Consider the following 24,479-nt stretch of genomic DNA (forward strand, 5'->3'; position numbering starts at 1 on the left):
CGCGGATCACTCCACGCCCCGGTCCGGGCGATCAACTAGCCGCAGACCTCGTTGCGGCAGCCGGGGTCGGTGACGATGATCGCGGTGGTCTCCAGCTTCTCCAGCCGGCGGACCAGAACCTTGCGCGGCTCCGGCTTGTTCTCGACCTTCTGCTCCATGACGCATCCCTTTCAACTGGGCGGAATCTCCGAATGCGGTGGGCCCCCCGCGCCAGTCATTAGAGCATCACTCCGAACCAATTCCATGGGGAATTCCGGGGCATTTACCCTTATTTAGATCTAGGCAATTCCCCACGGTTCAAACCACCGAATCACCCCTCCCGGGTAGTCGCCACCCACATTCTCCCGCGCCCGAGCGGGGACAGCTTGAGCGCCAACGGCGACAGGAACAGCCCGAGGACGGCGATCACGAGCGCCGTCCGGATCCCGAGAGTCGCCGCGGCCGCTCCGCCCAGCAGTGCGCCGAACGGGGTCAGGCCGAGCCCGAGGAAGTTGATCGTGGCAACGACCCGCCCCTGGACCTCGAGCGGTGTAATCGCTTGCCGGATTGCCGTCACGACGACGTCGACAGTCTGGCTGAAGACGCCGTACAGGACGTTGATCGTGATCAGTGCGGCGACCGTCCAGGGACCGGAGCCGTGGACGGCCGCCGTGCACAGCATGACGAGATCGGCGATCAGGGCAGCCAGTACGACGACCCGGCCGAAGCCGAATCGCCGGGGCAGCCAGGCGGACAACAGCGATCCGATCAGCACGCCCGGACCGAAGGCAGCCAGCACCAGACCAACGACGGCGGCCGGCAAATTCAGTGCCCTGGTCAGAAACAACAACTGCACGGTGGTCAAAGCCGTGAAAGAGAACTGATATGCGCAGGTCCCCGCGGCGATCGCCCGCAGCGAACCGTCGTGGACCACGATCCGCAACCCCTCGCGGATCTGCCCCAGCACGCCACCCGATGACGCGGACACCGCACCCCGCAGACCTCGGATGCGCCCGATCGACACACTGGACGCGGCGAACATGACGGCGCTCGCGAGCACCGCGATCGGGGCGGTGAGTACCGAGACCAGCGCACCGCCCAGCGCCGGACCGCAGATCTGCGCGGCCGACCGGGTGGTCTCCAGCATGCTGTTGCCTTGAGCAAGCTGATCTCGCGCGACCAGCCGCGGCAAGGATGCTTGGTACGCGACGTCGAAGCAGACGGTGAACATGCCGACGTTGAAGGCCACGAGGTACAGGAACGGCATCCCGAGCATCCAGGCGATCGGCACCAGGGCCAACATGACCGCCCGGCCCAGGTCGGCGTACATCATCACGGAGCGGGCCCGCCAGCGGTCGACGAGTACGCCGACAAACAACGAGAACAGCAGGATCGGCACCTGCTGCACGGCGCGCAGTACGCCGAGTTGCGCGGCACCTGCTCCGAGTGCGGTGACCGCAACGAGCGGCAGGGTTACCTGGCTGGCGAAGGACGCCAATTGCGAGGCGGTCTGACCGATCCAGAGTCGGAGGAAATCACGATCCGCCCAGAGCTTGGGCGTACGAAAAGAAGACAGCGGCACGAGAGGAAGTCCCTTGAGACACCCGGCATGACGATGCGCGGGCAGGCGAAATCGCGGTGCCGCTCAGTGAAGGCAGCACGCGGTGACAGGTGAGTCAGCGCGTGCGAGATCTGCCGGGCATGTCCCAACTCCTCGAAGGTCGGCTGGCAGCTTACCCCGGCTGCCGCCGCGGCCGCACGAGATTTGACTCGTAGGCGGCGATCACCAGCTGCGCGCGGTCACGCGCGTGCAGCTTGGCGAGCAGGTGACCGATATGGGTCTTGACCGTGCCGTTGCCGACCCGGAGATGTTCACAGATCTCCTGGTTGGACAGCCCCCGGGCGATCAGCGACAGTACCTCCCGCTCGCGGTCCGTCAGGACCTCCAACCCGGCCGGCGGCGTCTGACCGGGCTCGGCCAGCCGGGCGAACTCGGAGATCAGCCGGCGCGTGATCGACGGAGCCAGCAGACCATCACCGGCCGCCACCACCTTGATTGCCTGCAGCAACTCGGTCGGCGGCACATCCTTCAGCAGGAAACCACTCGCGCCGGCCCGCAGAGCGGCGTACACGGAATCGTCCAGATCGAACATGGTCAGGATCAGGACCCGTACGCCGGCTGTCTCGGGCGACGTACACAGCTGACGGGTCGCCCCGATCCCATCGAGCCGGGGCATCCGGATGTCCATCAGGACGACGTCCGGCTGCTCCCGTCGCGCGATCTCGACCGCCTCAATCCCGTCCGCGGCCTCGCCGACCGTGGTCAGCCCGGGCGTCGAGTCGATCAGGACGCGGAAGCTCCCCCGCAACAACGCCTGGTCGTCCGCCACCAGCACCCGGATGTCGCTCATACGCCCACCCGTTGGTACGGCAGCCGTACGACGACCTCGAACCCGCCACCCGACCGTGGGCCGGCCTGGAAGGACCCGTCGTACATGCCCACCCGCTCGCGGATCCCGATCAGCCCATGCCCTTCCGCAAACGACCCGCCAACCCCGTCGTCGGTCACCTCGACCTGTACGGCGTGGGCATCGCCAACGACCGCGATCCGGCAGGTCCGGGCGCGCGCGTGCTTGGTCACGTTGGTCAGGCACTCCTGCACGATCCGGTGAACAGTCAGGCCCACCGCCTCCGGAAGCGGAGTCACCTCGACGACCAGCTCGACCCGCACCCCGGTCGACTCGACCCGCGCGACCAAGTCGGGTAGCGCGGCCAGTCCGGCCGGTGGCGCGAGGTCGGCCGGCTCGTTCGACGTACGCAGGAGACCCAGCATGTGTCGCAGCTCCACCAGGGCGTCCCGGCTCGTCGACTCGATCACCGACAGCGCATCGGACACCTCCTCCGGGCGCACCCGCAGGACGTGGTTGGCGACACCGGCCTTGACCGCGATCAACCCCATGCTGTGGGCAACGATGTCGTGCAGGTCGCGCGCGATCCGCAACCGCTCCGCCGCAACCGCCTGCTCGGCCAACGCCGTCGCCGCCCGTGCTGCGGCCGCGCGACGATCGCGGACGACAACCCCCAGCATCCAGGCGCCGTACAGCGCAGCCGCGCCCGAGATGATCAGCGCGCCGCGCAGATTCGGCGACCCACCGACCACCGAAACCATCAGCACGACCGAAGCCACGACCGCCGCGGCCGACAGCAGTCTGCGCGTGGTCACCGCCCGCCGCGATTCGCGCGTCAGCGCAACCAGATAGAGCGCACACGATGCCGCCAGCAACGGATCCCGCAGTACATCGAGCGCCAACGCCACCACGGAGATCGCCAGCGCCGCCGCAAATACGGGTCGCGGCCAGAGCCGCCGTACGGCGATCGAGACCGCCAGAGCCGCGGTCACTGCCACCGACCACCGGGCCACATCGCTCGGCGTGCTCAGCACCAGCAGTACGCCGTACACGAGCCCAGCCACGCAGTCGGCGAGGATCAACTGTCGCCGGCTCAGGAGGTGGTCGCTCACCCCCCGAACCTAACCGACCTGCCGTTTCACCTCATCGGACTCAGGGCTGACATCCCGTCGTCCGAGGCCGGTTCAGCGAACCCTGACGGTCGCGGCCTTGCCCTTGGTGACGTTGCGGCCGTCGCTGACCTCGACGTGGTAGGCGAGGGTCTGACGACTGCTGAGCCCGGACTCGGTGGTCGTGATCGTGGTCGGCGTCGTCCAGGAGTTGGAGTAGCGCGACCAGCTCCCGATCTTGGTCTTGCCGCGGTACAGCGTGTAGGTCAACGCGGTGTTGTCGAGGTCGAGGACCGTGGTGAAGCTGATCGTCACCTTGTTCGCCCGGCTGTTGGCGACCTTCGGTGCAGCGGGCAGAGCCGGCCGAGCCCCGCCCCGAGCGTTGGTGAACCGGGTCAGGCCTTCCTGCGGTACGCCGTTCACCTCGGTGAAGTCACCACCGGCCCACAGATCGTTCCCGCCGGACGCGAACGCCAGCGGACCGACCAGGGTCTCGCCACCCGCGTCGGTGTTCGGGAACCAGGGACCGAGTTTGCCGTCGGCGGTGCTCTCCACCAGCAGGTGGTGCATCCCGGTCTTGTCCGGGAAGCCGCCGTCCTCGCTGCAGTCGTGCGCGTGGGAGCCCTTGTAGAGCCAGTTGCCGATCGCCTTGATCGCCTCGGTCGCACCCAGGCAGTGGTTCTGCCAGATCAACTTCCCGGTGGTGACGTCGGCCGCGAGTACGCCGTCGTAGCAGCCGATGCCGCTGCCGGCGTTGGCCACGAACACCTTGTTGCCCTGCACCTCGAGGTCCTTGACCCGGCTGTCGCAGTCCTGTGTCTCCTCCGGGATCGCCGCCGCGGCCGGCATCTTGAAGGCGTCACCCGTCGTCGAGTTCACCATCGCCAGCGCGTGGTGGTACTCGCCCTTCAGTTCGGTGAAGCCGCCGCCGACGAACACCCGCTTGCCGTCGGTCGAGACGTCGATCGCGTGCACGTCGTCGTCCGCGTCCGGGTTCCACGGCAGCAGGGCGCCGGTGCTCAGGGAGAAAGCGGCGAGCCGGTCGCGGGTCACCTTGTCGACGCGGCCGAACGAACCACCGACGTACACGGTGTTGCCATAGATCCGCAGGGCCGCGACGCGGAAGTTGATCGCCGGGTCCCAGCCGGCCACAAGCTTGCCGGTGGCAACGCTGAGCAGCGCGATCCGCTCGCGGGGCTGGTTGTTCACGACGGTGAAGTCGCCGCCGATCACCACCCACTTGCCGTCCGCGGAGGTCGCGACACTCCAGACCGGCCCGTTCACCTGCGGTGCGAACCGGGTCGGTACGCCGGTGGTCCGGTTGAAGGCGGCGAAGTACTTCCGGGCCGCGTCCCCCACCCCGGCCGCGTTACCCGGCGGCCGGACCCGGGTGAACAGCCCGCCGGCGAACACGGTGTTCCCGGCGACCGCGAGGGCGTTCACACTCGCGTTCGTCTGCCACGTCGTCTGCTTGACCGCGGACAGGGCCGAGCCGAAGCCCGACGGCGCGGACTTGGCTTTGTTCGTCGCTGCCACCACCGGCCGACCGGACGGTACGAGCGCCGCCGCGACCACGGCCGCAGCAGTGACAACTACGAGAAGTGCCTTCTTCATGAACTCCCCCGAGTGACTGTGTGCCAGCACACGATAACTGTCTGCTCATCTACTCCTGCACAGCGGGGGGTTGACCGGAAATACTTAGTCGGCTAACTTCTCTGCTTAGCCGACTAACTATTTCACGAGGAGCGGTTCATGGAGCTGGGGCTGAAGGACGCGGCGGTGCTGGTGACGGGCGGGTCGTCCGGGATCGGGCGGGCCACCGCGATCGCGTACGGGCGGGAGGGCGCGCGGGTCGCGATCACCTACAACTCCCGCAAGGACGCGGCCGAGACGGTCGCCGGTGAGATCGAGGCGGCCGGGGGTACGGCGTACGTCGTACCGATGGATCTGGCTGCGCCGGACACGATCGCCGCTGCGGTGGCGTCGACGATCGACCGGTGGGGCGGGCTCGACGCGGTGGTGGGGAACGCGGTGAACTGGGGCAGCCTGGGCTTCCACGGCCGGCCGGAGAAGGTCGAGGACGCGCCGCTGGACTGGTGGACCGACATCTTGCGCAGCAACCTCGAGGGCAACTTTCACCTTGTCCAGCAGGTGGCTCCGGCGCTGCGGCGGTCGGAGCACGGGCGGTTGGTGCTGCTGTCGACCGATGTCGCGGTGCGTCCGCTGCCGGGTTCCTGGCCGTACGGCGCCGCCAAGGCCGGGCTGCACGGACTGGTCACCGCCCTGCAGCACGATCTGGGCGCGGACGGGGTCCTGGTCAACATCGTGATGCCCGGAATCACCCTGGAGAACGGCGAGCACCGGGTCATCCCCAAACCGGCCCTCGACCAGATCGCAGCAGGCTTCAGCGCCCGCAAGCTGCCCGACGCCGACGAGCTGGCGAACACCATCCTGTTCCTCACCTCACCGCGGACGACCGCGATCCAGGGCGAGATCGTGCGCGTGACCGGAGGGCAGCTGCTGGCCGGGTGACCCACCGGTGGTCGCAATAGCGGTCTGAGGGCGAAAACGCTTGTACCGTGGGCCTAAGACACCTGGCAAAGGAGCGTCACGATGGCCCGCGCACTGATCGTGGTGGATGTGCAGAACGACTTCTGCGAGGGCGGAAGCCTGGCGGTCAGCGGTGGGGCGAATGTCGCGTTCCGGATCGGGGAGTTGCTGCACAAGTGGCACGAGGCCGAACCGGTCGACCGCCAGTACGAGTACGTCGTGGCCACCCGGGACCATCACATCGACCCGGGTGACCACTTCTCCGCCGAACCCGACTTCGTGCACTCCTGGCCGCGGCACTGCGTCGCCGGCACCGACGGCGTCAGCTTCCACCCGAACCTGGATCCGCAGCCGTTCGACGCGATCTTCGACAAGGGCGAGTACGCCGCCGCCTACTCCGGCTTCGAGGGCAAGTCGCACGAGGGCGGGCGTGGACTTGCCGACTGGCTCCGGGAGAAGGGCGTCACGGACGTCGACGTCTGCGGGATCGCCACCGACTACTGCGTCCGCGCCACCGCCCTCGACGCCGCTGAGGCAGGTTTCGGCACGACGGTCCTGACGACGCTGACCGCGGGAGTCGCGCCGGGCAGCACCGAGCAGGCACTGACCGACCTCCGCGCGGCCGGCATCAACGTCACCTGAGCCGTTATCTCACTGGTGCTCCCGGACCGAGAGGTATCCCGAGCGCCCACCACGCCAGGAACAGCAGCGTCCACGCGACCGTCATCGCGATCGCCAACGGCACCGTGTACGACGCCAACGTGCCGACGCCGGCGTCCTTGCGATATCGCTGCAGGAACCCAAGTGCCATCACGAAGTACGGACTCATCGGCGTGATCGCCGTCGACCCCGAGTCGGCGATCCGGAACAACGCCTGCGTGGTCTCGGCCGGCACACTCAGCAGCAACATCATCGGCACCAGGATCGGCGCGGTCAGCGACCACATCGCCGAACCACTCGTCACCAGGACGTTGATCAGCGTCAGCAGCACCAGGATGCCGAGGAAGATGACCACCTTCGGTGCACCGAGATCACCCAGGACCCGCGCCGACTCGGCCGACAGCAGGTCACCGATGTTGCTCCAGTCGAAGTACGCGAGGAACTGCGCGATCGCGAAGAACAGCACCAGCACCGGCGCCATCTGTTTGATGCCCTCGGCCATCAACTTCGGCACATCGGCCGCCCGCGTGATCGCCTTCACCGTTACGCCGTAGGTGATTCCGACCAGGCCGAACAGGACGGCGACGACCATCGCGATGCCGTCCAGGAAGGGCGACTCGACGATGCTTCCGTTCTCGCCTCTGAGTGGCGAGTTGTGCGGGACGAGGATCGCGACGATCGCCACGGCGGCGATCAGGAAGACGATGCCGGCCCGGCGCAGACCGGTGCGCTCGGCAACAGTCACCTTCAGCTGGTCCGGATCGTCACCAGGTGCGTCCGGATCCGCGTCGAGGTCGTCACGCTTGCTCAGCACCAGGCGCGTGACCAACGTGATGACGAGGGCCAGCAGGATGGACGAGGCGATGTTGAAGAACCAGTTCGACAACGGCGACACCGAGGCCGCCGGGTCGACGGTCTTCGCGGCGGCCTCGGTGATACCCGCGAAGATCGCGTCGTTCGGGGTCGGGATCGGACTGGCGTCGTACCCGGAGGCGATCGCGGTATAGGCGACCACGATGCCGAGGATCGGCGACCGGCCGACCGCGCGGAACGCGAGCCCGCCGAGCGGGACCAGGATGATGTACGCCGCTGCCGACGCGACGTGCGCCATGGTCCCGGCGAACGCGACCGCGAACACCACCATCGAGGTCGGCACCCGGGACACGCTCACCCGCATCAGCGCCTGCAGGAACCCGGTCCGTTCGGCGAGCGCGACGCCCATGATCACGACCACGATCGTCGCCATCGGCGGGAACTCGGCGAAGTTCGAGATCGCCGTGGAGACCGCCATCTGCAGTCCGTCGCCGGACAGCAGGTTCTGCACCGCGACTTCCTTGCCGTCCTTCGGCGAGATCACCGAGGCGTCGAACCCGGCCAGGATCGCGCTCACCACGCCGAGGATCGCGGACAGGATCCAGAACAACCAGAACGGATGCGGCAACGCGTTGCCGGCCCGCTCGATGACGGCCATCGCCCTGACCAGGCGAGGCAGCTCCCTCGTGTCAGTCGCCGTACTCATGTCATGACCTCAGCTTGTGGGACTTGAAGAACGCACCGATCAGCTCGTGCGCCTCGAAGGTCTGCGTCACGTAGCCCGGACCGGACGACGCGTCGGATCCCGGCCAACTGTGCCCGCCATCCGTGACCGCGACGTGGACGACATCCGCCTTGCAGCCCTTGTAGGTGAACGTGAGTACGTCGTCTCCCAGCTGGCTGGTCCTCGGCGTGGGATCGCAGTGGTCCCGGACCGACCAGTCACGGACCCAGGTCTGGACACTCGGCAGGTCGCGCTCACCGTCGCCGCCGTACGGAATGGTGGTGTCGCCGGTGCCGTGGATGTCGAGCACCGGAACCGGGCGGCTCGGCGCGCAGTGCGTGCCCTGGATGTAGAACGCGCCGGAGACCGGTGCGATCGCGGCGAACCGGTCCGCCAGCTGGCAGGCCAGGATGCCGGTGAAGCCGGCGCCGTTGGACTTACCGGTCGCGTAGACCGCGTTGGTGTCGACGCAGAGCTTGCTCTCCAGCTGGTCGAGCAGGTCGGCGGTGAACTTCACGTCGTCGACACCCTTGGCGGCGTACGGCGCACCCTGCCAGGCCTGCTTGTCCTCGTCACCGATCACACCGTTGGGGTAGGCAACGATCGCGTCGAGTTTCGAGAGATCGGAGAACGCCTCGGTCTGGGCGCCGGTCTTGCCGCGACCGTGGAAGGTGAGGATGAGCGGATAGGTCTTGCCGGCGTTGTACTTCGCCGGGACGTGGAGTCGATAGGTCCGGGTGAGGCCACCACTGACCACGGTGTAGTCGCCGGTCACGACGGCCGGCTGACCACATCCGGCTGAACGGCTCGACGGTCCGGCAGCGGTTGCCGAGGGCAACGCGGTGGCGGCGGTCACCAGGCCGGCCGCGACCAGCAGCGCCGCGACCACGCGGGCGGGCGATTTCGGGCGTGCGAGGTTCATCGGGGTGCCTCCTAGGGCAGTGCCTGCGGGCGGGCAGGCTCACGCCTGGACCTCCCTGAGCGGGGTCCAGCGAGCTCGTGCGGTGAGTTTGGTGCGGTGAGTTTGGTGCGGTGAGTTTGGTGCGGTGAGTTTGGTGCGGTGAGTTTGGTGCGGTGAGTTTGGTGCGATGGGGTCAGGCCGACAGCAGTTCGTCGGCGAAGGCGGCTATCCGGTCGGCGGCGGTCTCGACCAGGAGACGGCCGTCCTCGGCAGTGGCACGGCGGGGATCTCCCAGCACGCCACGCTTGTGGTACTCGTCGAACCCGACGGACAGCCGCGGTCCACGCGTCTGCCGGGACAGCCGGGCCGGTGTGCTCAGTTCGTCGAGCGTGGTCGCCCCCGGCTCCAGGCGATCGGCCTGGACCAGGTCGGGAGCCAGATAGAGCATCTGCGCGGTCTCCGCCTCACCGGCGTGACCGTGCACTGCGCTGACGTCGGTGATCAGGTCCGACACCACGGACGTGATCGGGGTCCAGGCGAACAGCAGCTCGCTGCGGACGTACTCCTGCGCGAGCACGGACAGGGCCGCGTTGTTCCCACCGTGCCCGGTGATCACCAGGAACCGTTGCCAGCCATGGCTTTGCAGGCTGGCGATCAGGTCCCGGACGATGCTCATGAAGGTTGCCGGTGACAACGACATGGTCCCGGCGAAGGCGAGATGATGCGGCGAGACGCCGTACGGGACGACCGGGGCGATGACGGCCCGGCCGGCCAGTCGCTCGGCGACGCGTTCGGAGACACCGACTGCGCGGACGGTGTCGGTGGACATCGCCATCCCACCGCCGTGTTGTTCCTGCGCGCCCACGGGCAGGATCACCAGCGGCGAACGGCGTACGGCCTCCTGCGCCTGGTCGGTCGTCATCTCGGCGAGCTTCACGGCAGCTCCGGGAAGGTCGCGGCCTGTACGGCGTTGCGAATGTTGTCGAGGTGCTCACGGGTCAGGCGCTCGGCTCGCTCCGCATCCTGCGCCTTCACCGCCTCCACGATCGCTTGGTGCTCTTCGTGGTCTCGCCGGCGGTTGTCGTAGAGGGCCCGGATCTGTTGCTGTTCACGGACTCGCACCTTGAGCAGGGACGCCAGTACCTCTTGCAGGAGGGGGTTGCCGGACGCGGCGGCCAGCTCGATGTGGAAGTTCAGCGCGAAGGTCGGGCCGCCGGGTGGGATCAGGGCGTTGGTGACGGCAGCCTCGAGGCGTTCCAGGTTGGCCGGCTGCCGGGCGGTGGCGGACTGGGCGGCGATGGCCGGCTCGATCACCAGGCGGGCGCTGATCAGCTGCAGCACGGACTGTTTGGTGATCGGGGGTCGATGCGGGTTCGCCAGTACGACGTTGTTGATCGTCGGGCCGACGTACGTCCCGGAGCCGTGCCGGAACTCGACCGCGCCGGTCGCCTCGAGCTTGCGCAGCGCCTCCCGCACGGTCGGCGTGGTGATCGCGAACCGCTTCGCGAGCTCACGAGCCGACGGGATCGCGTCACCGGGACCCAGGCCGCCGTCCCGGATGATCCCGAGAATCGACTCGGTCAACCGGTCGGACAAACTGGGCGGCAGCTCCGCAGCTGAGTAACTCACAAACTGACTAAATCACTTAGCCTCTTCGTCGGTCAAGGCCTCAACCGAGTAGTTCTCCCCAAGCGACTGGCCCAGACCAGCTCATACCGTCGTGCCATGGGACGAACGCGGAGAGAGCTCAGCTGGGGAACGGCGCTCGGCATCACCGTCGCCGGCGCACTGGGCAACGGCTTCGGCGTGGCCGTGGTGGCCGCGATCATCGGGGTGAAATTCGCGTCGGAGGAGTGCGCACCCGACGCCGAGGAGTGCATGGCGGGCCTGGCCGGCTTGTTCTACGGCCTGCTCGCCGGCATCACCGCCGCCGCGATCACGGTCCTGGTGCTGGCAATCTGGCTGCGGGTCGGACTGGCCTTCGGAATCGGAGCCGCGGCGTCGCTGCTCGCACTCGCGGGCGCCGTGTGGAAGTACGAGCAGGCAACGCTGCTGCTGTTCTTGGCCGCCCTCGCGCTCGTCGGTGGCATCATCGCCGCCAAGCCCACACGCACGACAGTCCTCGTCGGGATCGGCGTCGTGCTGCTCGCCGCCTTCCCGGTCGGGTCCAAGCTGATCTCGGTGTGGTCGGAGCAGCGGAAGATCGAGGCCATCGTCGACACTCCACTGCAGTCCACTCTGGACGGCACCAGCCCGTCGAGCGTTCGCTACTCGAGCACGGGCGTCGAGTACGCCGTACTCGACGCTCCCCTGCCGACCGGTGAGCGGTTCGCCAGGGTCAACGTCACCGTCCGCACGCTCGCCGCCGACCAGGAGCCGTGCACCGGCTTCACCGACAAGACCGAGGCGCCGATCGTGCGGTGCACGCAACTCGGCCCGAACCTGTGGCAGGCGAGCGGCCGCCAGACCTGGTACTTCGTCCACGCCGACGATCGCCAGTGGGCCTTCGTGAGCGCCGGATCGTACGGCAACGCCGAGAAGCAGCGTGGAGAGGACGCGAGAGCCGAGGAGATCGCCCGGTCCCTGGAACCACAATCCGCCTGGCCCCTGGCCGCCGACACAGCCGACTGTGGCTTCTGCGAATGGGCCTCCTAGCGCTTGGGTGAGACGAAGAGGATGACTTCCTTGTCCTTGTGGAGGAAACCGTCCTTGACGAAGTAGGTGCCGGGCACCTTCTTCGGTGACCCGGTCGCGTTGTTGCCCGCGAGCCGGTACTCCGGAACCGTGTAGCCGCGCTGGGTGAGGATCTTCAGGACCTGACTGACCTGCAGGTTCTTGTACTTCACGCCGTTCAGGGCCTCGCCCCGGCCGTCGATCGGTCCGCCGAACTGAATGTCCTCACCGGGACGGGCGGCTCGGGCGATCACCAGCCCGGCCTCGCCGGAGTAGTCCTTCGGGACCAGGAACTGCGGTACGCACGGAACGGTTCCGGCTTCGGCGCACCCGGGCGGATCGTCACTCTGCTCGATGTTGGCCGAACCGTCCCCGAACGCGGCTGCCGGACTCTGACCGACGATCGAGGGCGAGCCGGGCATCAGTTCCAGCGTGATGTTCAGATGCCGCTTCTTGAACTCCTTGTTGTAGCGCGCGGTGTCGGCGTACGGGTCGACAATCCGGACTCTCAGGAAGTTCCCCTCCGGGCTGAACGACAACGCCGGGCTGAGAGCCTCCTGCCGGGAGTCGCCCGGCAGTTCGACGACGGTGATCGCCGCGGCAGCGACAACGGTGGCTGCCACGAGCACGGGGACCAAGCGCCGCCGTCGGGCCGAGCTTTTGGAGGCGGAACCTCTGGAGGCGGGACCTTTGGAGGCGGGACCTTTGGAGACAGTGCTTTTGGAACCTGCCTGTGGGGTCTGCGTGATCCGGGTGAGCATGTCGCTGCGGGTGTCGGCCTGGACCGCCTCGCCGGGGTCGTCGGTGGCAATCGGGTCCAGCCGGCTGAGCAGCTCGATGCTGCTGTGCTTGCTCATGATTGTTCTCCTCGGACGGTGGCCGGCATCCGGCCGGTACTGGGCTGATTCAGCAGGCGTTCCAACCTGCGGCGGGCCCGGTGCAGGCGGACCATGGCGGCGTTGCGCGAGCAGCCGAGAGCGGCTGCGAGTTGGGCGGTGTCGAGACCTTCCCATGCGACCAGGGAGAGCAACTCCCGGTCAGCGTCGGAGAGCTGCCGGAATACCTCGGCGGCGTGCTGCAGCTCGCCGGTGGGTTCGAACTCCACCGGCGTCGTCCGCAGGTCGTCCCGGAGCTTGTCGGCGAGCCCGTGCCGCCGCGTCTCGCCCCGGCGGTGGTTGGCGAGCACCTTCCGGGCGACGCCGTACAGCCACGGCAGCGCCTGGTGCTGCGGTACGTCGTCCATCCGCCGCCAGGCGATCAGGAAGGTCTCGGCCACCAGATCGGCCGCGTCCTCCCGGATCTCCAGGCGGCGTACGACGTACCGCAGCACGGCGTCGTGATGAGAGGTGAACAACTCCTCGAAGCGGGCCATGCGCATACCAGCTTTGTGTCCGGACGCGACCTGCTCTTACAGGCTCAGTCCAGAATTCCCCGCCGGCGGGTCAGGCGGTGACGGTGATTGGGGATCCGTTCGAGGTTAGGGACCAGTCGATGGTGTGGAAGGTGGCTGGGTCGACGGTGCCGGTGGTGCTGACGTAGTCGATCATCAGTTGGCGGATCTCGACCTGGCGGTTGTAGACGACCGGCGCGGTCGACACGTGCGGGAAGTTGCCGCCGCCGGACTGGCGATAGTTGTTCACCGCGACCACGAACTCCTGGTCGGCGGCCACCACGGTCCCGTCGTACGCAAGGTCCGTGATCCGCGAGCCCACCGCCTTGGCGATGTCGATCGTGTAGGTCAACGGCTTCGTCAGGCCGCCCATGATGTCGTAGTTGTAGTCCGGCGTACCGGTCGGCGCGGTCGGGGTCGGCGCGTTGGTGACCTGGTCGGACGGGAACGGCCCGGTGCCGGTGATCTGCTTGAAGTACTGCGCGGAGAACTCCAGGTAGGCCTTGATCTGCGTACCGGTCATCGTCACCGCGAGCAGCGTGTTGTCGAAGATGTACAGCCCGGCCACGTCCCGGACCGACACGTCTCCGGCCGGGATCGCCGCAGCCCGGTTGAACGGTGCCGCGATCGCCAGCACGGGCAGCGACGCCTGCGGCGTACCGACGAGCGCCTTCGAGACCGCGTCGGCCTGGACGAAGTTGACGAAGTCCAGCGCGGCGGTGTCCTCCCACGGCGCGGTCGCCGCGGACATCGCCTCCTTGGAGGTGCCGATCTTCCCGTTCACGTACTCGACGACCTTGTCGTGGTCCTTCTGCAGTACGGCGACCACGCGCGGGTCGGCGTCGACCGTGTTCGCGTTCAGCACCTGGCTGTGCCGGCCGACCACCTTCCACCGGCCGCGGACCTTCTGCAGGTCCAGGTCGATCAGCGACAGCCGCATGCCCCACTTCAACGGCTCGCTCAGTACGACCTGCTCGCCCGTGGTCTTGTTCGTCACCAGGCGCTCAGGGATCTCGAGGTGCGCATGCCCCACTAGTACGGCGTCGATGCCGGGCACGGTCTCGGCCATCAGGACCGACGCGTTCTCGGGCACCGGCAGCGCGTCGCCGTACGACGAGGACAGGTCCATCCCGGAGTGAGCGGACACGATCACCACGTCGGCACCGGCCTTGCGGACCTTCGGGACCCAGATCTTCGCGAGCTCGACGATGCCGCCGAACTTCAGCTTGTTCTCGACGTTCGCCTTGTCCCAGATCGCGATCCCCGGGTTGGTCAGGCCGAGGATGCCGACCGTGATCGGCTTCTCGCCCGGCACGTGCACCCGCTGCAGCACGTACGGCGGGAACGCGGGCAGACCCGTCGTCCAGTCCTGCGCGTTGGCCCCGAGCAGGGGGAACCGCAGCTGCCGCTGGAACTTGCGCAGGATGTCCAGCCCGTAGTTGAACTCGTGGTTGCCGAGCGCGGCGGCGTCGTACCCGATCACGTTCATCGCGGCGGCCATCGGGTGGATGTGACCACCGGTGATGGGCTCGATCTTCGCGAAGTAGTACGCCAGCGGAGTGCCCTGGATGGTGTCGCCGGCGTCCAGCAGCAGCGGGCGTGGCGCGTGCCGGTCGGCGGCGATCCGCTTCCGGACGGCGGTGACCAGGGTGGAGATCTTGGCCAGGCCGATGTCGTTGTGCGCGGTGTCGTCGTACTCGGTGTTCTTGAAGTAGTCCCAGTTGAAGACGTTGCCGTGCAGGTCGGTCGTGCCCAGCACGGACAGCCGGACCGTCTTGTCACCGTGCCCGTGCCCACCACCGGCGTACGCCGGCACCGCCTCGAAGCCGGCCGCGGCCAGCGCCGCGGCGCCGCCGATCACTGTGCGTCGTGTCATCGTCGTCCGCTCACCGCTGTCCGTCATGCGTCCGCCTCACGGTTCGTCTTCGCCGGGGTCTCCGGCGCTGAGGCCCCACCCTACGGGCGACACGGCCCGGCCCCGGTGCCCGGATGGCCCTGCTGACGCGAGAGGATGCCGCTCATGACCAAGCCGCCCGGCAAGCTCCTGCCGTTGGTCGCCGCCCTGCTCTGCGGTGCCGTCCTCGCCCAAGCTGCCACGCCCTCCGACCACTCCGTCACCACTTCCGCGCCCGCGATCAAGACCACGTCCGCGCGCGCGTCGCTGGGTTCGCCGATCACGCACAAACAAGGCACGCCGTCCGGGTCGAAGAAGAAGCCGGTGCGATCGACGCGCCCGATCCACCCGACCGGTACGACGGCGCCGGACGACTGGAACCTGACCGCGCACGGCAAGGTTCTCTACCTGACCTTCGACGACGGCCCGCAGCCCGAGTGGACCCCGAAGGTGCTGCAGGTACTGCGCAAGCACAACGCGCAGGCGACCTTCTTCGTGCTCGGCATCCAGGTCGCGCAGTTCCCCGACCTGCTCACGCTCGAACGGGCCGCCGGTCATCACGTCGGCAACCACACCTACGACCACAAGACGCTGACCCATCTGCCCGACGCGAAGATGCGGCAGGAGATCACGATGGGCGTGAAGTCGAAGTGCCTCCGGCCGCCGACCGGCGCCACGAACGCCAAGATCGAGGCGGCCGCGGCGGCGTACCACCAGCGCCAGGTGCTCTGGGACGTCGACACCGAGGACTGGACCAAGCCCGGTGCCGCGAAGATCGAGCACGCGATCCTCACCGGCGCACGTCCCGGCGCGATCATCCTCATGCACGACGGCGGCGGCAACCGCTCGCAGACCGTCGCGGCCCTCGACCACGCCCTGACCAAACTCACCAAGCAGGGCTACACGTACCAGTCCCTACCCTGTTAGCGGGCTACCGCGGCCAGTCCGTTGGAGAAGTGGCGGAGGGCTTGGTCGATGGCCTCGACGGGCTGGTCGAGTGAGGCGACGCCGTAGAAGCCGGCGGTCTTGATCAGCTTGCTGGGTTGGAGCGTTGCGCGCGCGGCCGGCTGGTCCAGGCCGCTCACACCCGGGCTGGACGGCGTGACGCCAGGCTGCAGGACGACTTCGAGGACGGGCTGACCGAACCGCCGCTGCTGCCGAAGCCCCACCACGGCCGGCCATGGCAGCACCACGGGAGCCGGTGCGCCCTCAACGCCGAGCTCCAGCGCCGCGGGCGTCATCCGCATCGCGTACGGCGGCAACTCGGCGGCGTCGTACCAGCGTTTGAGCGCGACGCTCTGCCGGACCGAGCGGAGCCCGCTCCACGCCAGGATGACCATCGCGGCCACCATCGGCAGGCCGATCATCCAGTAGTCGCCGAGCATGATCATCAGAACGACCGACAATCCGAAGCCGACCGCGGTCATCACCAGCGTGATCGAACCGCCGATCATCCGGACCCGCCGTACCGCCGCGCGACGGCGCAGCACCTCGTCCCGCCTGAGACCGACCACGAAGCTCTCGTCCATGACCCGAGCGTGGCAGGTCGCGAGGGTCAGCAAAGGGTCAGGAGGGGGTCAGGTGCGGACTCCCGCACCGCCGTTGGAGAAGTGTTTCATCGCCTCGTCGATGACGTGAACCGGCTGGTCCAGCGCCTTGACCAGGAACAGTCCGGTCGGCCGCAGCAGCGGATTCGGCTTCACCACCGCACGGACCGACGGCTGGTCCAGACCGCGGACCCCGGCCGTGGTGGCACCGACGCCCGGCGCCAGATCGAGCTCGAGCGCGTACTGCCCGAGCAGCTTCTCCTGCCGGAACCCCTTGACCGCTGCCCAGGGCAGTACCACCGGGAACGCCGCGCCCTCACAGGCCAGCTCGAGCCCTTTGAGGGTCATCCGCATCGCGACCGGCTGGAGCTCGTTGGCGGCGTACCACTGCTGTCGCTCGGCCTGCAGCCGCAGCGCCATCAACGTGCTGAGCACGAGCGGAATCATTGCCACGATCAACAACAGCGCGAACGGCCACATCCCCGAACCGCGGTACGCGACCAGCGCGTAGATCGCGGCAACGATGCCGACGGCACCGATCGCCAGGGTCGCCCAGGCACCGCGCCGCTCGACCGTGCGGACCACCTCACGCCGGCGCAGCGCGGTCTCCCGGTCGAGACCGACGACAAAGGCTTCCCCGTCCTCACTCACCGGCTAAGAATCGCATACTCAGGGTTTCCGGCGACCCGCCCAGGTCCAGGCATACACACCGTCGTCGACCGCCTGACCGCCCTCGCCCAGCTCCAGCGGGCGGAACGTGTCGACCATCACCGCGAGCTCCTCGAACCGCTCGGCGCCCAGCGACGCCTCGATCGCCGACGGCTGCGGACCGTGCGCGTACCCGCCCGGGTGCAGCGAGATCGAGCCGAGCCCGATCCCGGATCCCTTCCGGGCCTCGTAGTCGCCGCCGCAGTAGAACATCACCTCGTCGGAGTCGACGTTCGAGTGGTAGTACGGCACCGGCACCGAGAGCGGGTGGTAGTCCACCTTCCGCGGGACGAAGTTGCACACCACGAAGTTGTAGCCCTCGAAGACCTGGTGCACCGGCGGCGGCTGGTGGATCCGCCCGGTGATCGGCTCGAAGTCGCTCACGTTGAACGTGTACGGGTACAGGCAGCCGTCCCATCCGACCACGTCGAACGGGTGCGTCGCGTACGTCATCCGCGACCCGACGATCCCGCCGGGCCCGCTCCCCCGGTGCTTTACCAGCACCTCGACGTCCGTGCCCTCGACCATGAACGGCTCGGCCGACGAGTGCAGGTCCCGTTCGCAGTACGGCGAGTGCTCGAGGAACTGCCCGTACCGGGACAGGTACCGCTTGGGCGGCGCGATGTGGCTGTTCGCCTCGATGCAGTACGCGTGCACGCCGTCCGGGCCGGGCAGCCATCGGTGCGTGGTGGCCCGCGGGATGATCACGTAGTCGCCCTCGACCGCGTTCAGCACCCCGAACACCGTCTCCACGGTCGCCGAGCCCTTCTCGACGTACACACACTCGTCGCCGATGGCGTTGCGGTAGTACGGCGAGGGTTGCTCGGCGACGGCGTACGAGATCCGGACGTCACCGTTGCCGAGGATCAGCCGCCGGTCCTCCACGGCGTTGCTCTTCGAGGTGTCGGTGAAGAGGTCGTGCAGCTTCAGGTGCCGTGGCGTGAGTGGGTGGTTGGCGACGGTGGCAAGGTCCGGCAGGCCCCACACCTGGGAGTCGACGATCGCGGACGGTACGCCGGCGTGGTACAGCAACGTGGAGTCTGACGAGAACCCCTCCTCTCCCATCAGTTCCTCGTAGAACAGCCCGCCATCAGGCTTGCGGAACTGGGTATGCCGCTTCGGCGGAACTTCCCCGACCTGCCGGTAGAACGCCATCAGAAAGACTCCAGGGTGTACGTTAATCGAACGCATGCGTCCGCTTACCGAAAGCATCCGTTAGGCTCAGACTCATGTCAACCGTCCCTGCCCTGTTCCGGCACCTGGTCGACGACGCCGCGACCTTCCCACCCGGAAACCTGCCGCTGCCCGCCGCGGTCGCCGCGCACCGCGCCCATCTGGAGTCCGGGTACGCCGATCTCGTCGGGCCGTTCGTCTGCACCGACGAGGACCTGATGAAGGTCGCCGCGGAGGCCGAACGCACCGGCTCCGAACCGCTGCGCGTCACCGTGGTGATCTCCGGCGGCGCCGGTGGGATCGAGCCGGTGATCAAGTACGGCGACCGCTCCAAGTGGCTCACCGTGGCGGCGATCGAGGTCCGGCTCCGCGACGAGGAGGACCTGTCCCGGAACGCGATGCGGGTGGTCCGTGCGTGCGACGACTGCCTCGACGACGAGACGGCGTACGTCGAGATCGGCCTGGACGGCGCGTGGGAGCGCGCGCTCGGCGTGGTCGCCGACGCCGGGTACGCGGCCAAGCTGCGGACGGGCGGCGCGGACGCAAGCTTGTTCCCGTCCGAGGACCAGGTCGCGGCCTTCATCACCCAATGCCTCGATTACGAGGTCGCCTTCAAGTGCACGGCCGGGTTGCACAACGCGGTTCGGCATACCGCGAGCGACACCGGGTTCGAGCATCACGGGTTCCTCAATGTGCTGATGGCTACCCGGGCATCGTTGGACGGCGCCTCTCGGGACGAGCTGACGCAAGTGCTGGCTTGGCGTGACGCTCTCGAGCTGGCCGGGCGGGCGCGTGAGTTGACCGAGGAGCGGGCTGCTGGTGTGCGGCGGTGGTTCACCTCCTTCGGGTCGTGCAGCATCGATGAGCCGCGTCAGGACCTGAACACTCTGAACCTGCTGGGGGACCTGTGAGCTGGATCGACATCCCGGCCGACTCGCCGTTCGGGCCGGAGAACCTGCCGCTCGGCGTGTTCCGGCACGGGGACGAGGAGCCGCGGGTAGGGGCCGCGATCGGCGACCAGGTCATCGATCTCGCGCCGCTCGCGTCCGCGCAGATGCTGGACGGCGCGCAACTGTTCGCCGAGCCGACGCTGAACGCGTTCCTCGCGCTCGGGCGGCCGGCCTGGCGTGCGACGCGTAACTGGCTGCTCGAACTCGTTCGCAATGAGAATGATCGCGACACGGTCGAGCCGCATCTGATCCCGCAGTCCGCGGTGACGATGCAACTGCCGTTCGAGGTCGGCGACTACGTCGACTTCTACGCCTCCGAGCAGCACGCGACGAACCTCGGCCGGCTGTTCCGCCCGGACTCCGAACCCCTGCTGCCGAACTGGAAACACCTCCCGGTCGGCTACCACGGCCGGGCCGGCACGATCGTTGCCAGCGGCACCGACATCGTCCGGCCGTCGGGTCAGCGCAAGGCGCCGGACGCGGCCGCGCCGACGTTCGGGCCGTCGCAGCGGCTCGACATCGAGGTCGAGCTCGGGTACGTGGTCGGTACGCCGTCACAGTTGGGGAAACCGATCCCCGTCGATGCTTTCGAGGAGCACGTCTATGGGGTCGTGCTGGTGAACGACTGGTCTGCCCGGGATCTGCAGGCTTGGGAGTACGTCCCGCTGGGCCCGTTCCTCGGCAAGTCCTTCGCGACCTCGATCTCGCCGTGGGTCGTCTCGCTGGACGCACTGGCGGCGAGCGCGGTGCCGCTTCCGGAGCAGGATCCGCCGGTGCTGCCGTATCTGGCCGGCTCGCAGTTGGTCAACTACGACATCACGTTCGAGGTCTACCTCAACGGTCACCTCGTGAGCAGTCCGCCGTACCGCGACATCTACTGGTCCCCCGCGCAGATGCTCGCCCACACGACCATCAACGGCGCCTCCGTCCGCACCGGCGACCTCTACGCGTCCGGCACGGTCAGCGGCGCGGAGAAGAACCAGCGCGGCTCCTTCATCGAACTCAGCTGGGGCGGCCGCGAGCCCCTGATCGTCGACGACAAAGAACACACCTTCCTCGAAGACGGCGACACAGTCACGATCACCGCCTGGGCCACCACCCCCACAGGCACCCGCCTGGGCCTCGGCGAAGTAACCGGGACGATCATTCCTGGCTAAAACTGTTCATAACTGTTCGTTTCTCTTGACCTAACGTCTGTTACGTGCGAACTTTCTCCGCATGAAACGTTCAGTGGGGTGTGGAGTACTGGCTGTGACGCTGGTTGCCGGGGTCCTGAGCGTGCCTACCGGCGCGCACGCCGCCGGCGACCTGACGTTGCGGTCGCGCGAGCTGACGGTCACCGTGGGAGCCGACTTCCCACGGGTGATCACGTACGTCGACAACGCCTCAGGCCAGGCCCTCGGTGGTCAACCGGACGCGATCTCGACCGTCACCATCGACGGAGTGGCCCGCACCGCGCACCTCTCCGACCCACCCACGGTCCGCGGCGGGCGAGCGACGTACAAGCTGGCCTTCGACGCCCTGCCTGGTGTCGAGCTGGACGCGAGCCTGAGCGTGACCGGCCGGGTGACGACCTTCGCGATCGACGCGGTTCGCGACACCGAGGCCACCCGGGTGCACACGATCGACATCCCGAACCACGACCTCGTCTCGGTCGCGAGCACGAACGCCGGTGCGACCACCGCCTTCACCACGCTCGACCCCGACTCCACCCGGACCGCGGACAAGATCACGCCCGTCACCGCAGCGACCGCGGCCGAGCCGTCCGCGACGGGAGCGGCGTACGCGTTCGTCAACACCAGCGGTCTCGCCGCCGGCATCGAGACGAACTCGACGTACGACAAGCCGGCCGGCCAGTCCGTCGACGACGGCGCCCGGTTCTGGCACCAGGCTCGTAAGGCCTCCGACGGCAGTACCCGCGTCGGGGTCTGGAGCGGCCAATGGACCTACCGCGCCGACACCTCGCCGTACACCGAGCCCTTGCCCTGGGCAAAGGTCGTGGTGACCCCGGACGCGAACAAGGACAAGACCGTCGACTGGGAGGACGGCGCGATCGCGTTCCGTTCGATCATGACCGAGCCGCAGGGCGGCGATCAGGTCAAGGACCGGGTGATCACGCACATCCCGTTCAACTTCGCCAGCCAGGCCACGCATCCGTTCCTGCGGACGCTCGACGACGTGAAGCGGATCTCGCTCGCCACCGACGGCCTCGGCCAGATGGCGATCCTGAAGGGGTACGGCGCGGAGGGCCACGACTCGGCGCATCCGGACTACGGCGGCAACTACAACACTCGCGCCGGCGGTCTCACCGACCTCAACACCCTGCTGAAGAAGGGCAAGGCCTGGAACGCCGCCTTCGGTGTGCACGTGAACGCGACCGAGTCCTACCCGGAGGCGAACGCTTTCAGCGAGGACCTCGTCGACAAGACCGCCAAGGGCTGGAACTGGCTCAACCAGAGCTACTACATCAAGCAGCGCCCTGACCTTGCCTCCGGCAACATCGTGAAGCGGTTCCAGCAGCTCCGCGACGAGACCGACAAGAACCTGCAGGAGCTGTACATCGACGTGTACTACCAGTCCGGCTGGCTCGCCGACGGCCTGACCCGGCAGCTCGCCGGTCAGGGCTGGCAGATCGCGACCGAGTGGGCCGATCGGCACGAACGGACGTCGCTGTGGTCGCACTGGGCCAACGACCTCGACTACGGCGGCGCGACCAACAAGGGCCTGAACTCCCAGATCATCCGGTTCGTCCGCAACCACGAGAAGGACGTCTGGAACAGCGACCCGATCCTCGGTCAGTCCGCGATCGTCGAGTTCGAGGGCTGGACCGGCGAGACCGACTGGAACGCGTTCTACACCAACATCTGGCAGCGCAATCTGCCGGCCAAGTTCCTGCAGCAGCAGAAGATCACCGACTGGAACAGCAACGACATCGCCTTCACCGGCGGCGTCCGCGGCACCCTCGAGAACGGCAAACGGACCGTGTACGTCGGCGCCGCCAAGGTGCTCGACGGCGACAAGTACCTGTTGCCCTGGGACGACAACAAGAAGCTCTACCACTACAACCCGGCCGGCGGTCGCACCACCTGGCAGTTGCCCGCAGCCTTCGCGGGCGTGAACACGTTCACCGCCTACCAACTGTCGGACACGGGCCGGGCCAAACCCACCACCGTCCGGGCTCACCACGGCAGCATCACGCTCGACGCGGTTGCGGGAAAGCCGTACGTCCTCTATCCGGTAGCTGCTCCGAAGGCCCGGACCGCCGATTGGGGTGACGGCACACACCTCAAGGACCCCGGCTTCAACGCCGGCAACCTCTCCGCCTGGAACGGAACCGGCGGCGCCACCATCGACACCCTCGAGAACGGCCAGCACGTCGCGTCCCTCGGTACAAAGCCTCTGCGCCAGCGCATCACCGGCCTCACCCGCGGCCGCACCTACAGCGCCTCGGCGTGGATCGAGATCGAACCGGGCAAGTCCCGTTCAACCTCAATCACCGTGGACGGCGTCAGCAACACCATCACAAGGTCGACCGCGGAGAACATGGTTGCCTCTGACGACAAACAGGGCGCCAACTACCAACGCGTCCGGGTTCTCTTCACTGCCAAGGGCAACAGCGCCGACCTCAGCATCGGCGCGGCAGCCGGAGCTGCGAAGGTCCGGACCGACGACGTCCGCGTGGTCGAGACTAAGCGGGCCGCGGCCGGTCTGATCGACGACTTCGAGAACGTGGACCAAGGCTGGGGTCCCTTTGTGAAGGGCGATGCCGGCGGAGTCACCGACCCACGGACGGTGCTGGCTCGCAAGCATGCGCCGTACACGCAGGCCGGTTGGAACGGCAAGCTCGTCGACGACGTACTCGACGGCGAGTGGTCGCTCAAGTCCCACGAGGAGAACGCGGGTCTCGTCTACCGGACCGTGCCGCAGACGGTGAACTTCAAGCCGGGACACAAGTACAAGGTCAGCTTCGACTACGCCAGCGGCCGGGCCGGGCAGTACGCCTGGGTCCAGGGTGTCGACCGCCCCGACTCGGTCGAGGTGAAGTCCACACCGATCGGTGAGCAGCGCACGAAGGCGACCTTCAACCAGGAGTTCGTGGCCGGCTGCGGCGGCGACTACTGGGTCGGCCTCCGCAAACTGTCCGACGGCGGCGACCAGACCGACTTCATCATGGACAACTTCGCCGTCACAGACCTCGGTACGACGTCTGACCCGGCCGACTGTACGTCGGTCGCGGTGTCCGGCCTGACCGGTCTCGTCTCCGGAGAGGCGAACACCGTCACCACCACCTTCACCAACAATGACGTCATTGCCGCGAACAACATCACGCTGGGTTTGACCGCGCCGGAGGGTTGGACAGTCGCGGCAACTACGCCGGCGACGCATGCAACAGTTGCCCCCGGCGCCACCGCGACGACCAAGTGGGACGTCACTCCGCCGGCCGGGACACCTGAAGGCAAGTACGTGCTGACGGCAACGGGTGGCCGGGCAACGATCAGCGCGGAGGCCACCGTGCTACCGCCAGGGATCGTGCCGCAGTCCCGGATCACCGTCGCGGACGTGAGCAGTGAAGACGTCGGCACCGGTGGTGCGGCGACGGAGGCACTGGACGGAAACCCCAGTACCATCTGGCATTCCGCGTGGTCGGAGGTGCCGACGCCGGCGACCTATCCGCACCACATGACGCTCGACCTCGGGTCGACGTACCAGGTGGACGGCTTCAGCTACCTGCCCCGGCAGAGCGGGACGAACGGGATGTTCAAGGGCTACGAGCTCTACGTCAGCACGGACGGCCAGACCTGGGGTACGCCGGTCGCGACCGGTGAGTTCCCGAACTCGATCGCGGCCCAGCGGGTGAACTTCACCGCGAAGTCCGGCCGGTTCGTGAAGTTCGTCGGCACCAGCTCGCTCAACGGCGCCGTCTTCGGATCGGCGGCGGAACTCAACGTCTACGGCACGCACTAGACGGCAAACGGCGCCACTCCCCGCCCCTTGGGGAG

Annotated in this window: 22 protein-coding genes; 7 read left to right on the forward strand and 15 right to left on the reverse strand. The window is 67.8% G+C overall.

Annotated features, from left to right (window positions below; genetic code table 11):
- Positions 1 to 35 precede the first annotated feature (35 nt).
- From AB0L70_RS26420 to AB0L70_RS26440, 5 genes are all read right to left on the reverse strand, one after another.
- Positions 36 to 158, reverse strand: a complete 123-nt coding sequence (locus AB0L70_RS26420) for a hypothetical protein (RefSeq protein ID WP_363688607.1) — start codon at positions 156 to 158, stop codon at positions 36 to 38.
- Positions 159 to 310: 152 nt separating this feature from the next.
- On the reverse strand, positions 311 to 1,561 hold the full coding sequence (locus tag AB0L70_RS26425; protein WP_363688609.1) for an MFS transporter: 1,251 nt from the start codon (positions 1,559 to 1,561) through the stop codon (positions 311 to 313).
- A gap of 151 nt (positions 1,562 to 1,712) precedes the next feature.
- A complete protein-coding gene (locus AB0L70_RS26430) occupies positions 1,713 to 2,390 on the reverse strand; it encodes a response regulator transcription factor (RefSeq protein WP_363688611.1) in 678 nt (225 codons plus the stop codon).
- Positions 2,387 to 3,499 carry a histidine kinase gene (locus AB0L70_RS26435; RefSeq protein WP_363688613.1) on the reverse strand — a complete coding sequence of 371 codons (1,113 nt, stop codon included), beginning with the start codon at positions 3,497 to 3,499 and terminating at the stop codon, positions 2,387 to 2,389. The genes AB0L70_RS26430 and AB0L70_RS26435 overlap by 4 nt, the downstream gene beginning before the upstream one ends.
- Before the next feature lie 72 nt (positions 3,500 to 3,571).
- Positions 3,572 to 5,110, reverse strand: coding sequence for a fibronectin type III domain-containing protein (locus tag AB0L70_RS26440; RefSeq protein ID WP_363688615.1), 1,539 nt, complete (start codon positions 5,108 to 5,110; stop codon positions 3,572 to 3,574).
- Positions 5,111 to 5,248: 138 nt separating this feature from the next.
- Here AB0L70_RS26440 and AB0L70_RS26445 point away from each other — a divergent pair, with 138 nt between their 5' ends.
- Positions 5,249 to 6,028: an SDR family oxidoreductase gene (locus AB0L70_RS26445; protein ID WP_363688617.1), complete on the forward strand. Its 780-nt coding sequence runs from the start codon at positions 5,249 to 5,251 to the stop codon at positions 6,026 to 6,028.
- 81 nt (positions 6,029 to 6,109) lie between these two features.
- Positions 6,110 to 6,688 (forward strand): nicotinamidase, encoded by a 579-nt coding sequence (locus tag AB0L70_RS26450; RefSeq protein WP_363688619.1) that lies wholly within the window; start codon positions 6,110 to 6,112, stop codon positions 6,686 to 6,688.
- Positions 6,689 to 6,692: 4 nt separating this feature from the next.
- Here the strand turns inward: AB0L70_RS26450 and AB0L70_RS26455 are convergent, their stop codons facing one another.
- From AB0L70_RS26455 to AB0L70_RS26470, 4 genes are all read right to left on the reverse strand, one after another.
- Positions 6,693 to 8,225 (reverse strand): AbgT family transporter, encoded by a 1,533-nt coding sequence (locus AB0L70_RS26455; protein WP_363688621.1) that lies wholly within the window; start codon positions 8,223 to 8,225, stop codon positions 6,693 to 6,695.
- Between the two features lies 1 nt (position 8,226).
- Positions 8,227 to 9,165 carry a prolyl oligopeptidase family serine peptidase gene (locus AB0L70_RS26460; RefSeq protein ID WP_363688623.1) on the reverse strand — a complete coding sequence of 313 codons (939 nt, stop codon included), beginning with the start codon at positions 9,163 to 9,165 and terminating at the stop codon, positions 8,227 to 8,229.
- Between the two features lie 172 nt (positions 9,166 to 9,337).
- Positions 9,338 to 10,081 (reverse strand): creatininase family protein, encoded by a 744-nt coding sequence (locus AB0L70_RS26465; RefSeq protein WP_363688625.1) that lies wholly within the window; start codon positions 10,079 to 10,081, stop codon positions 9,338 to 9,340.
- A complete protein-coding gene (locus AB0L70_RS26470) occupies positions 10,078 to 10,773 on the reverse strand; it encodes an FCD domain-containing protein (protein ID WP_363688627.1) in 696 nt (231 codons plus the stop codon). Before AB0L70_RS26470 ends, AB0L70_RS26465 begins: the two co-directional genes overlap by 4 nt.
- Positions 10,774 to 10,869: 96 nt before the next feature.
- On the opposite strand from AB0L70_RS26470, the gene AB0L70_RS26475 reads away from it, so the two are divergent.
- Positions 10,870 to 11,799 carry a hypothetical protein gene (locus tag AB0L70_RS26475; protein ID WP_363688629.1) on the forward strand — a complete coding sequence of 310 codons (930 nt, stop codon included), beginning with the start codon at positions 10,870 to 10,872 and terminating at the stop codon, positions 11,797 to 11,799.
- Here AB0L70_RS26475 and AB0L70_RS26480 read toward each other — a convergent pair.
- The 3 genes from AB0L70_RS26480 to AB0L70_RS26490 form a co-directional block, all read right to left on the reverse strand.
- Positions 11,796 to 12,674: a hypothetical protein gene (locus AB0L70_RS26480; RefSeq protein ID WP_363688631.1), complete on the reverse strand. Its 879-nt coding sequence runs from the start codon at positions 12,672 to 12,674 to the stop codon at positions 11,796 to 11,798. The two genes, AB0L70_RS26475 and AB0L70_RS26480, sit on opposite strands and share 4 nt — an antisense overlap.
- Positions 12,671 to 13,189: an RNA polymerase sigma factor gene (locus AB0L70_RS26485; protein WP_363688633.1), complete on the reverse strand. Its 519-nt coding sequence runs from the start codon at positions 13,187 to 13,189 to the stop codon at positions 12,671 to 12,673. Before AB0L70_RS26485 ends, AB0L70_RS26480 begins: the two co-directional genes overlap by 4 nt.
- A gap of 70 nt (positions 13,190 to 13,259) precedes the next feature.
- Positions 13,260 to 15,110 carry a 5'-nucleotidase C-terminal domain-containing protein gene (locus tag AB0L70_RS26490; RefSeq protein WP_363688635.1) on the reverse strand — a complete coding sequence of 617 codons (1,851 nt, stop codon included), beginning with the start codon at positions 15,108 to 15,110 and terminating at the stop codon, positions 13,260 to 13,262.
- A 117-nt stretch (positions 15,111 to 15,227) separates the two neighbouring features.
- On the opposite strand from AB0L70_RS26490, the gene AB0L70_RS26495 reads away from it, so the two are divergent.
- Positions 15,228 to 16,028: a polysaccharide deacetylase family protein gene (locus AB0L70_RS26495; protein ID WP_363688637.1), complete on the forward strand. Its 801-nt coding sequence runs from the start codon at positions 15,228 to 15,230 to the stop codon at positions 16,026 to 16,028.
- On the opposite strand, the gene AB0L70_RS26500 is transcribed toward AB0L70_RS26495, so the two are convergent.
- Genes AB0L70_RS26500 through AB0L70_RS26510 form a run of 3 tightly spaced genes read right to left on the reverse strand, consistent with a single transcriptional unit; the run spans position 16,025 to position 18,511 of the window.
- Positions 16,025 to 16,630 (reverse strand): hypothetical protein, encoded by a 606-nt coding sequence (locus AB0L70_RS26500; RefSeq protein WP_363688639.1) that lies wholly within the window; start codon positions 16,628 to 16,630, stop codon positions 16,025 to 16,027. The genes AB0L70_RS26495 and AB0L70_RS26500 overlap by 4 nt on opposite strands.
- Positions 16,631 to 16,678: 48 nt before the next feature.
- Positions 16,679 to 17,299 (reverse strand): hypothetical protein, encoded by a 621-nt coding sequence (locus AB0L70_RS26505; protein ID WP_363688641.1) that lies wholly within the window; start codon positions 17,297 to 17,299, stop codon positions 16,679 to 16,681.
- 18 nt (positions 17,300 to 17,317) lie between these two features.
- Entirely contained in the window at positions 17,318 to 18,511 is a 1,194-nt protein-coding gene (locus AB0L70_RS26510) for a homogentisate 1,2-dioxygenase domain-containing protein (RefSeq protein ID WP_363688643.1), read from the reverse strand.
- A gap of 74 nt (positions 18,512 to 18,585) precedes the next feature.
- Between AB0L70_RS26510 and AB0L70_RS26515 the strand changes: the two genes are divergently transcribed.
- From AB0L70_RS26515 to AB0L70_RS26525, 3 genes are all read left to right on the forward strand, one after another.
- On the forward strand, positions 18,586 to 19,440 hold the full coding sequence (locus tag AB0L70_RS26515; RefSeq protein WP_363688645.1) for a hypothetical protein: 855 nt from the start codon (positions 18,586 to 18,588) through the stop codon (positions 19,438 to 19,440).
- Positions 19,437 to 20,636, forward strand: a complete 1,200-nt coding sequence (gene fahA, locus AB0L70_RS26520) for a fumarylacetoacetase (protein WP_363688647.1) — start codon at positions 19,437 to 19,439, stop codon at positions 20,634 to 20,636. The genes AB0L70_RS26515 and fahA overlap by 4 nt, the downstream gene beginning before the upstream one ends.
- Positions 20,637 to 20,697: 61 nt before the next feature.
- Entirely contained in the window at positions 20,698 to 24,444 is a 3,747-nt protein-coding gene (locus tag AB0L70_RS26525; protein WP_363688649.1) for an endo-alpha-N-acetylgalactosaminidase family protein, read from the forward strand.
- Positions 24,445 to 24,479: the final 35 nt, after the last annotated feature.

The organism is Kribbella sp. NPDC051952, from assembly GCF_040680855.1.
GTDB lineage: Bacteria > Actinomycetota > Actinomycetes > Propionibacteriales > Kribbellaceae > Kribbella.

What these genes read in the sequence shown, in the direction of transcription:
- AB0L70_RS26420 (WP_363688607.1), bottom strand. Translation starts at nt 158, where the DNA reads ATGGAGCAGAAGGTCGAGAACAAGCCGGAGCCGCGCAAGGTTCTGGTC.
- AB0L70_RS26430 (WP_363688611.1), bottom strand. Translation starts at nt 2,390, where the DNA reads ATGAGCGACATCCGGGTGCTGGTGGCGGACGACCAGGCGTTGTTGCGG.
- AB0L70_RS26440 (WP_363688615.1), bottom strand. Translation starts at nt 5,110, where the DNA reads ATGAAGAAGGCACTTCTCGTAGTTGTCACTGCTGCGGCCGTGGTCGCG.
- AB0L70_RS26445 (WP_363688617.1), top strand. Translation starts at nt 5,249, where the DNA reads ATGGAGCTGGGGCTGAAGGACGCGGCGGTGCTGGTGACGGGCGGGTCG.
- AB0L70_RS26450 (WP_363688619.1), top strand. Translation starts at nt 6,110, where the DNA reads ATGGCCCGCGCACTGATCGTGGTGGATGTGCAGAACGACTTCTGCGAG.
- AB0L70_RS26455 (WP_363688621.1), bottom strand. Translation starts at nt 8,225, where the DNA reads ATGAGTACGGCGACTGACACGAGGGAGCTGCCTCGCCTGGTCAGGGCG.
- AB0L70_RS26460 (WP_363688623.1), bottom strand. Translation starts at nt 9,165, where the DNA reads ATGAACCTCGCACGCCCGAAATCGCCCGCCCGCGTGGTCGCGGCGCTG.
- AB0L70_RS26475 (WP_363688629.1), top strand. Translation starts at nt 10,870, where the DNA reads ATGGGACGAACGCGGAGAGAGCTCAGCTGGGGAACGGCGCTCGGCATC.
- AB0L70_RS26480 (WP_363688631.1), bottom strand. Translation starts at nt 12,674, where the DNA reads ATGAGCAAGCACAGCAGCATCGAGCTGCTCAGCCGGCTGGACCCGATT.
- AB0L70_RS26485 (WP_363688633.1), bottom strand. Translation starts at nt 13,189, where the DNA reads ATGGCCCGCTTCGAGGAGTTGTTCACCTCTCATCACGACGCCGTGCTG.
- AB0L70_RS26490 (WP_363688635.1), bottom strand. Translation starts at nt 15,110, where the DNA reads ATGACGGACAGCGGTGAGCGGACGACGATGACACGACGCACAGTGATC.
- AB0L70_RS26495 (WP_363688637.1), top strand. Translation starts at nt 15,228, where the DNA reads ATGACCAAGCCGCCCGGCAAGCTCCTGCCGTTGGTCGCCGCCCTGCTC.
- AB0L70_RS26500 (WP_363688639.1), bottom strand. Translation starts at nt 16,630, where the DNA reads ATGGACGAGAGCTTCGTGGTCGGTCTCAGGCGGGACGAGGTGCTGCGC.
- AB0L70_RS26510 (WP_363688643.1), bottom strand. Translation starts at nt 18,511, where the DNA reads ATGGCGTTCTACCGGCAGGTCGGGGAAGTTCCGCCGAAGCGGCATACC.
- AB0L70_RS26515 (WP_363688645.1), top strand. Translation starts at nt 18,586, where the DNA reads ATGTCAACCGTCCCTGCCCTGTTCCGGCACCTGGTCGACGACGCCGCG.
- AB0L70_RS26525 (WP_363688649.1), top strand. Translation starts at nt 20,698, where the DNA reads ATGAAACGTTCAGTGGGGTGTGGAGTACTGGCTGTGACGCTGGTTGCC.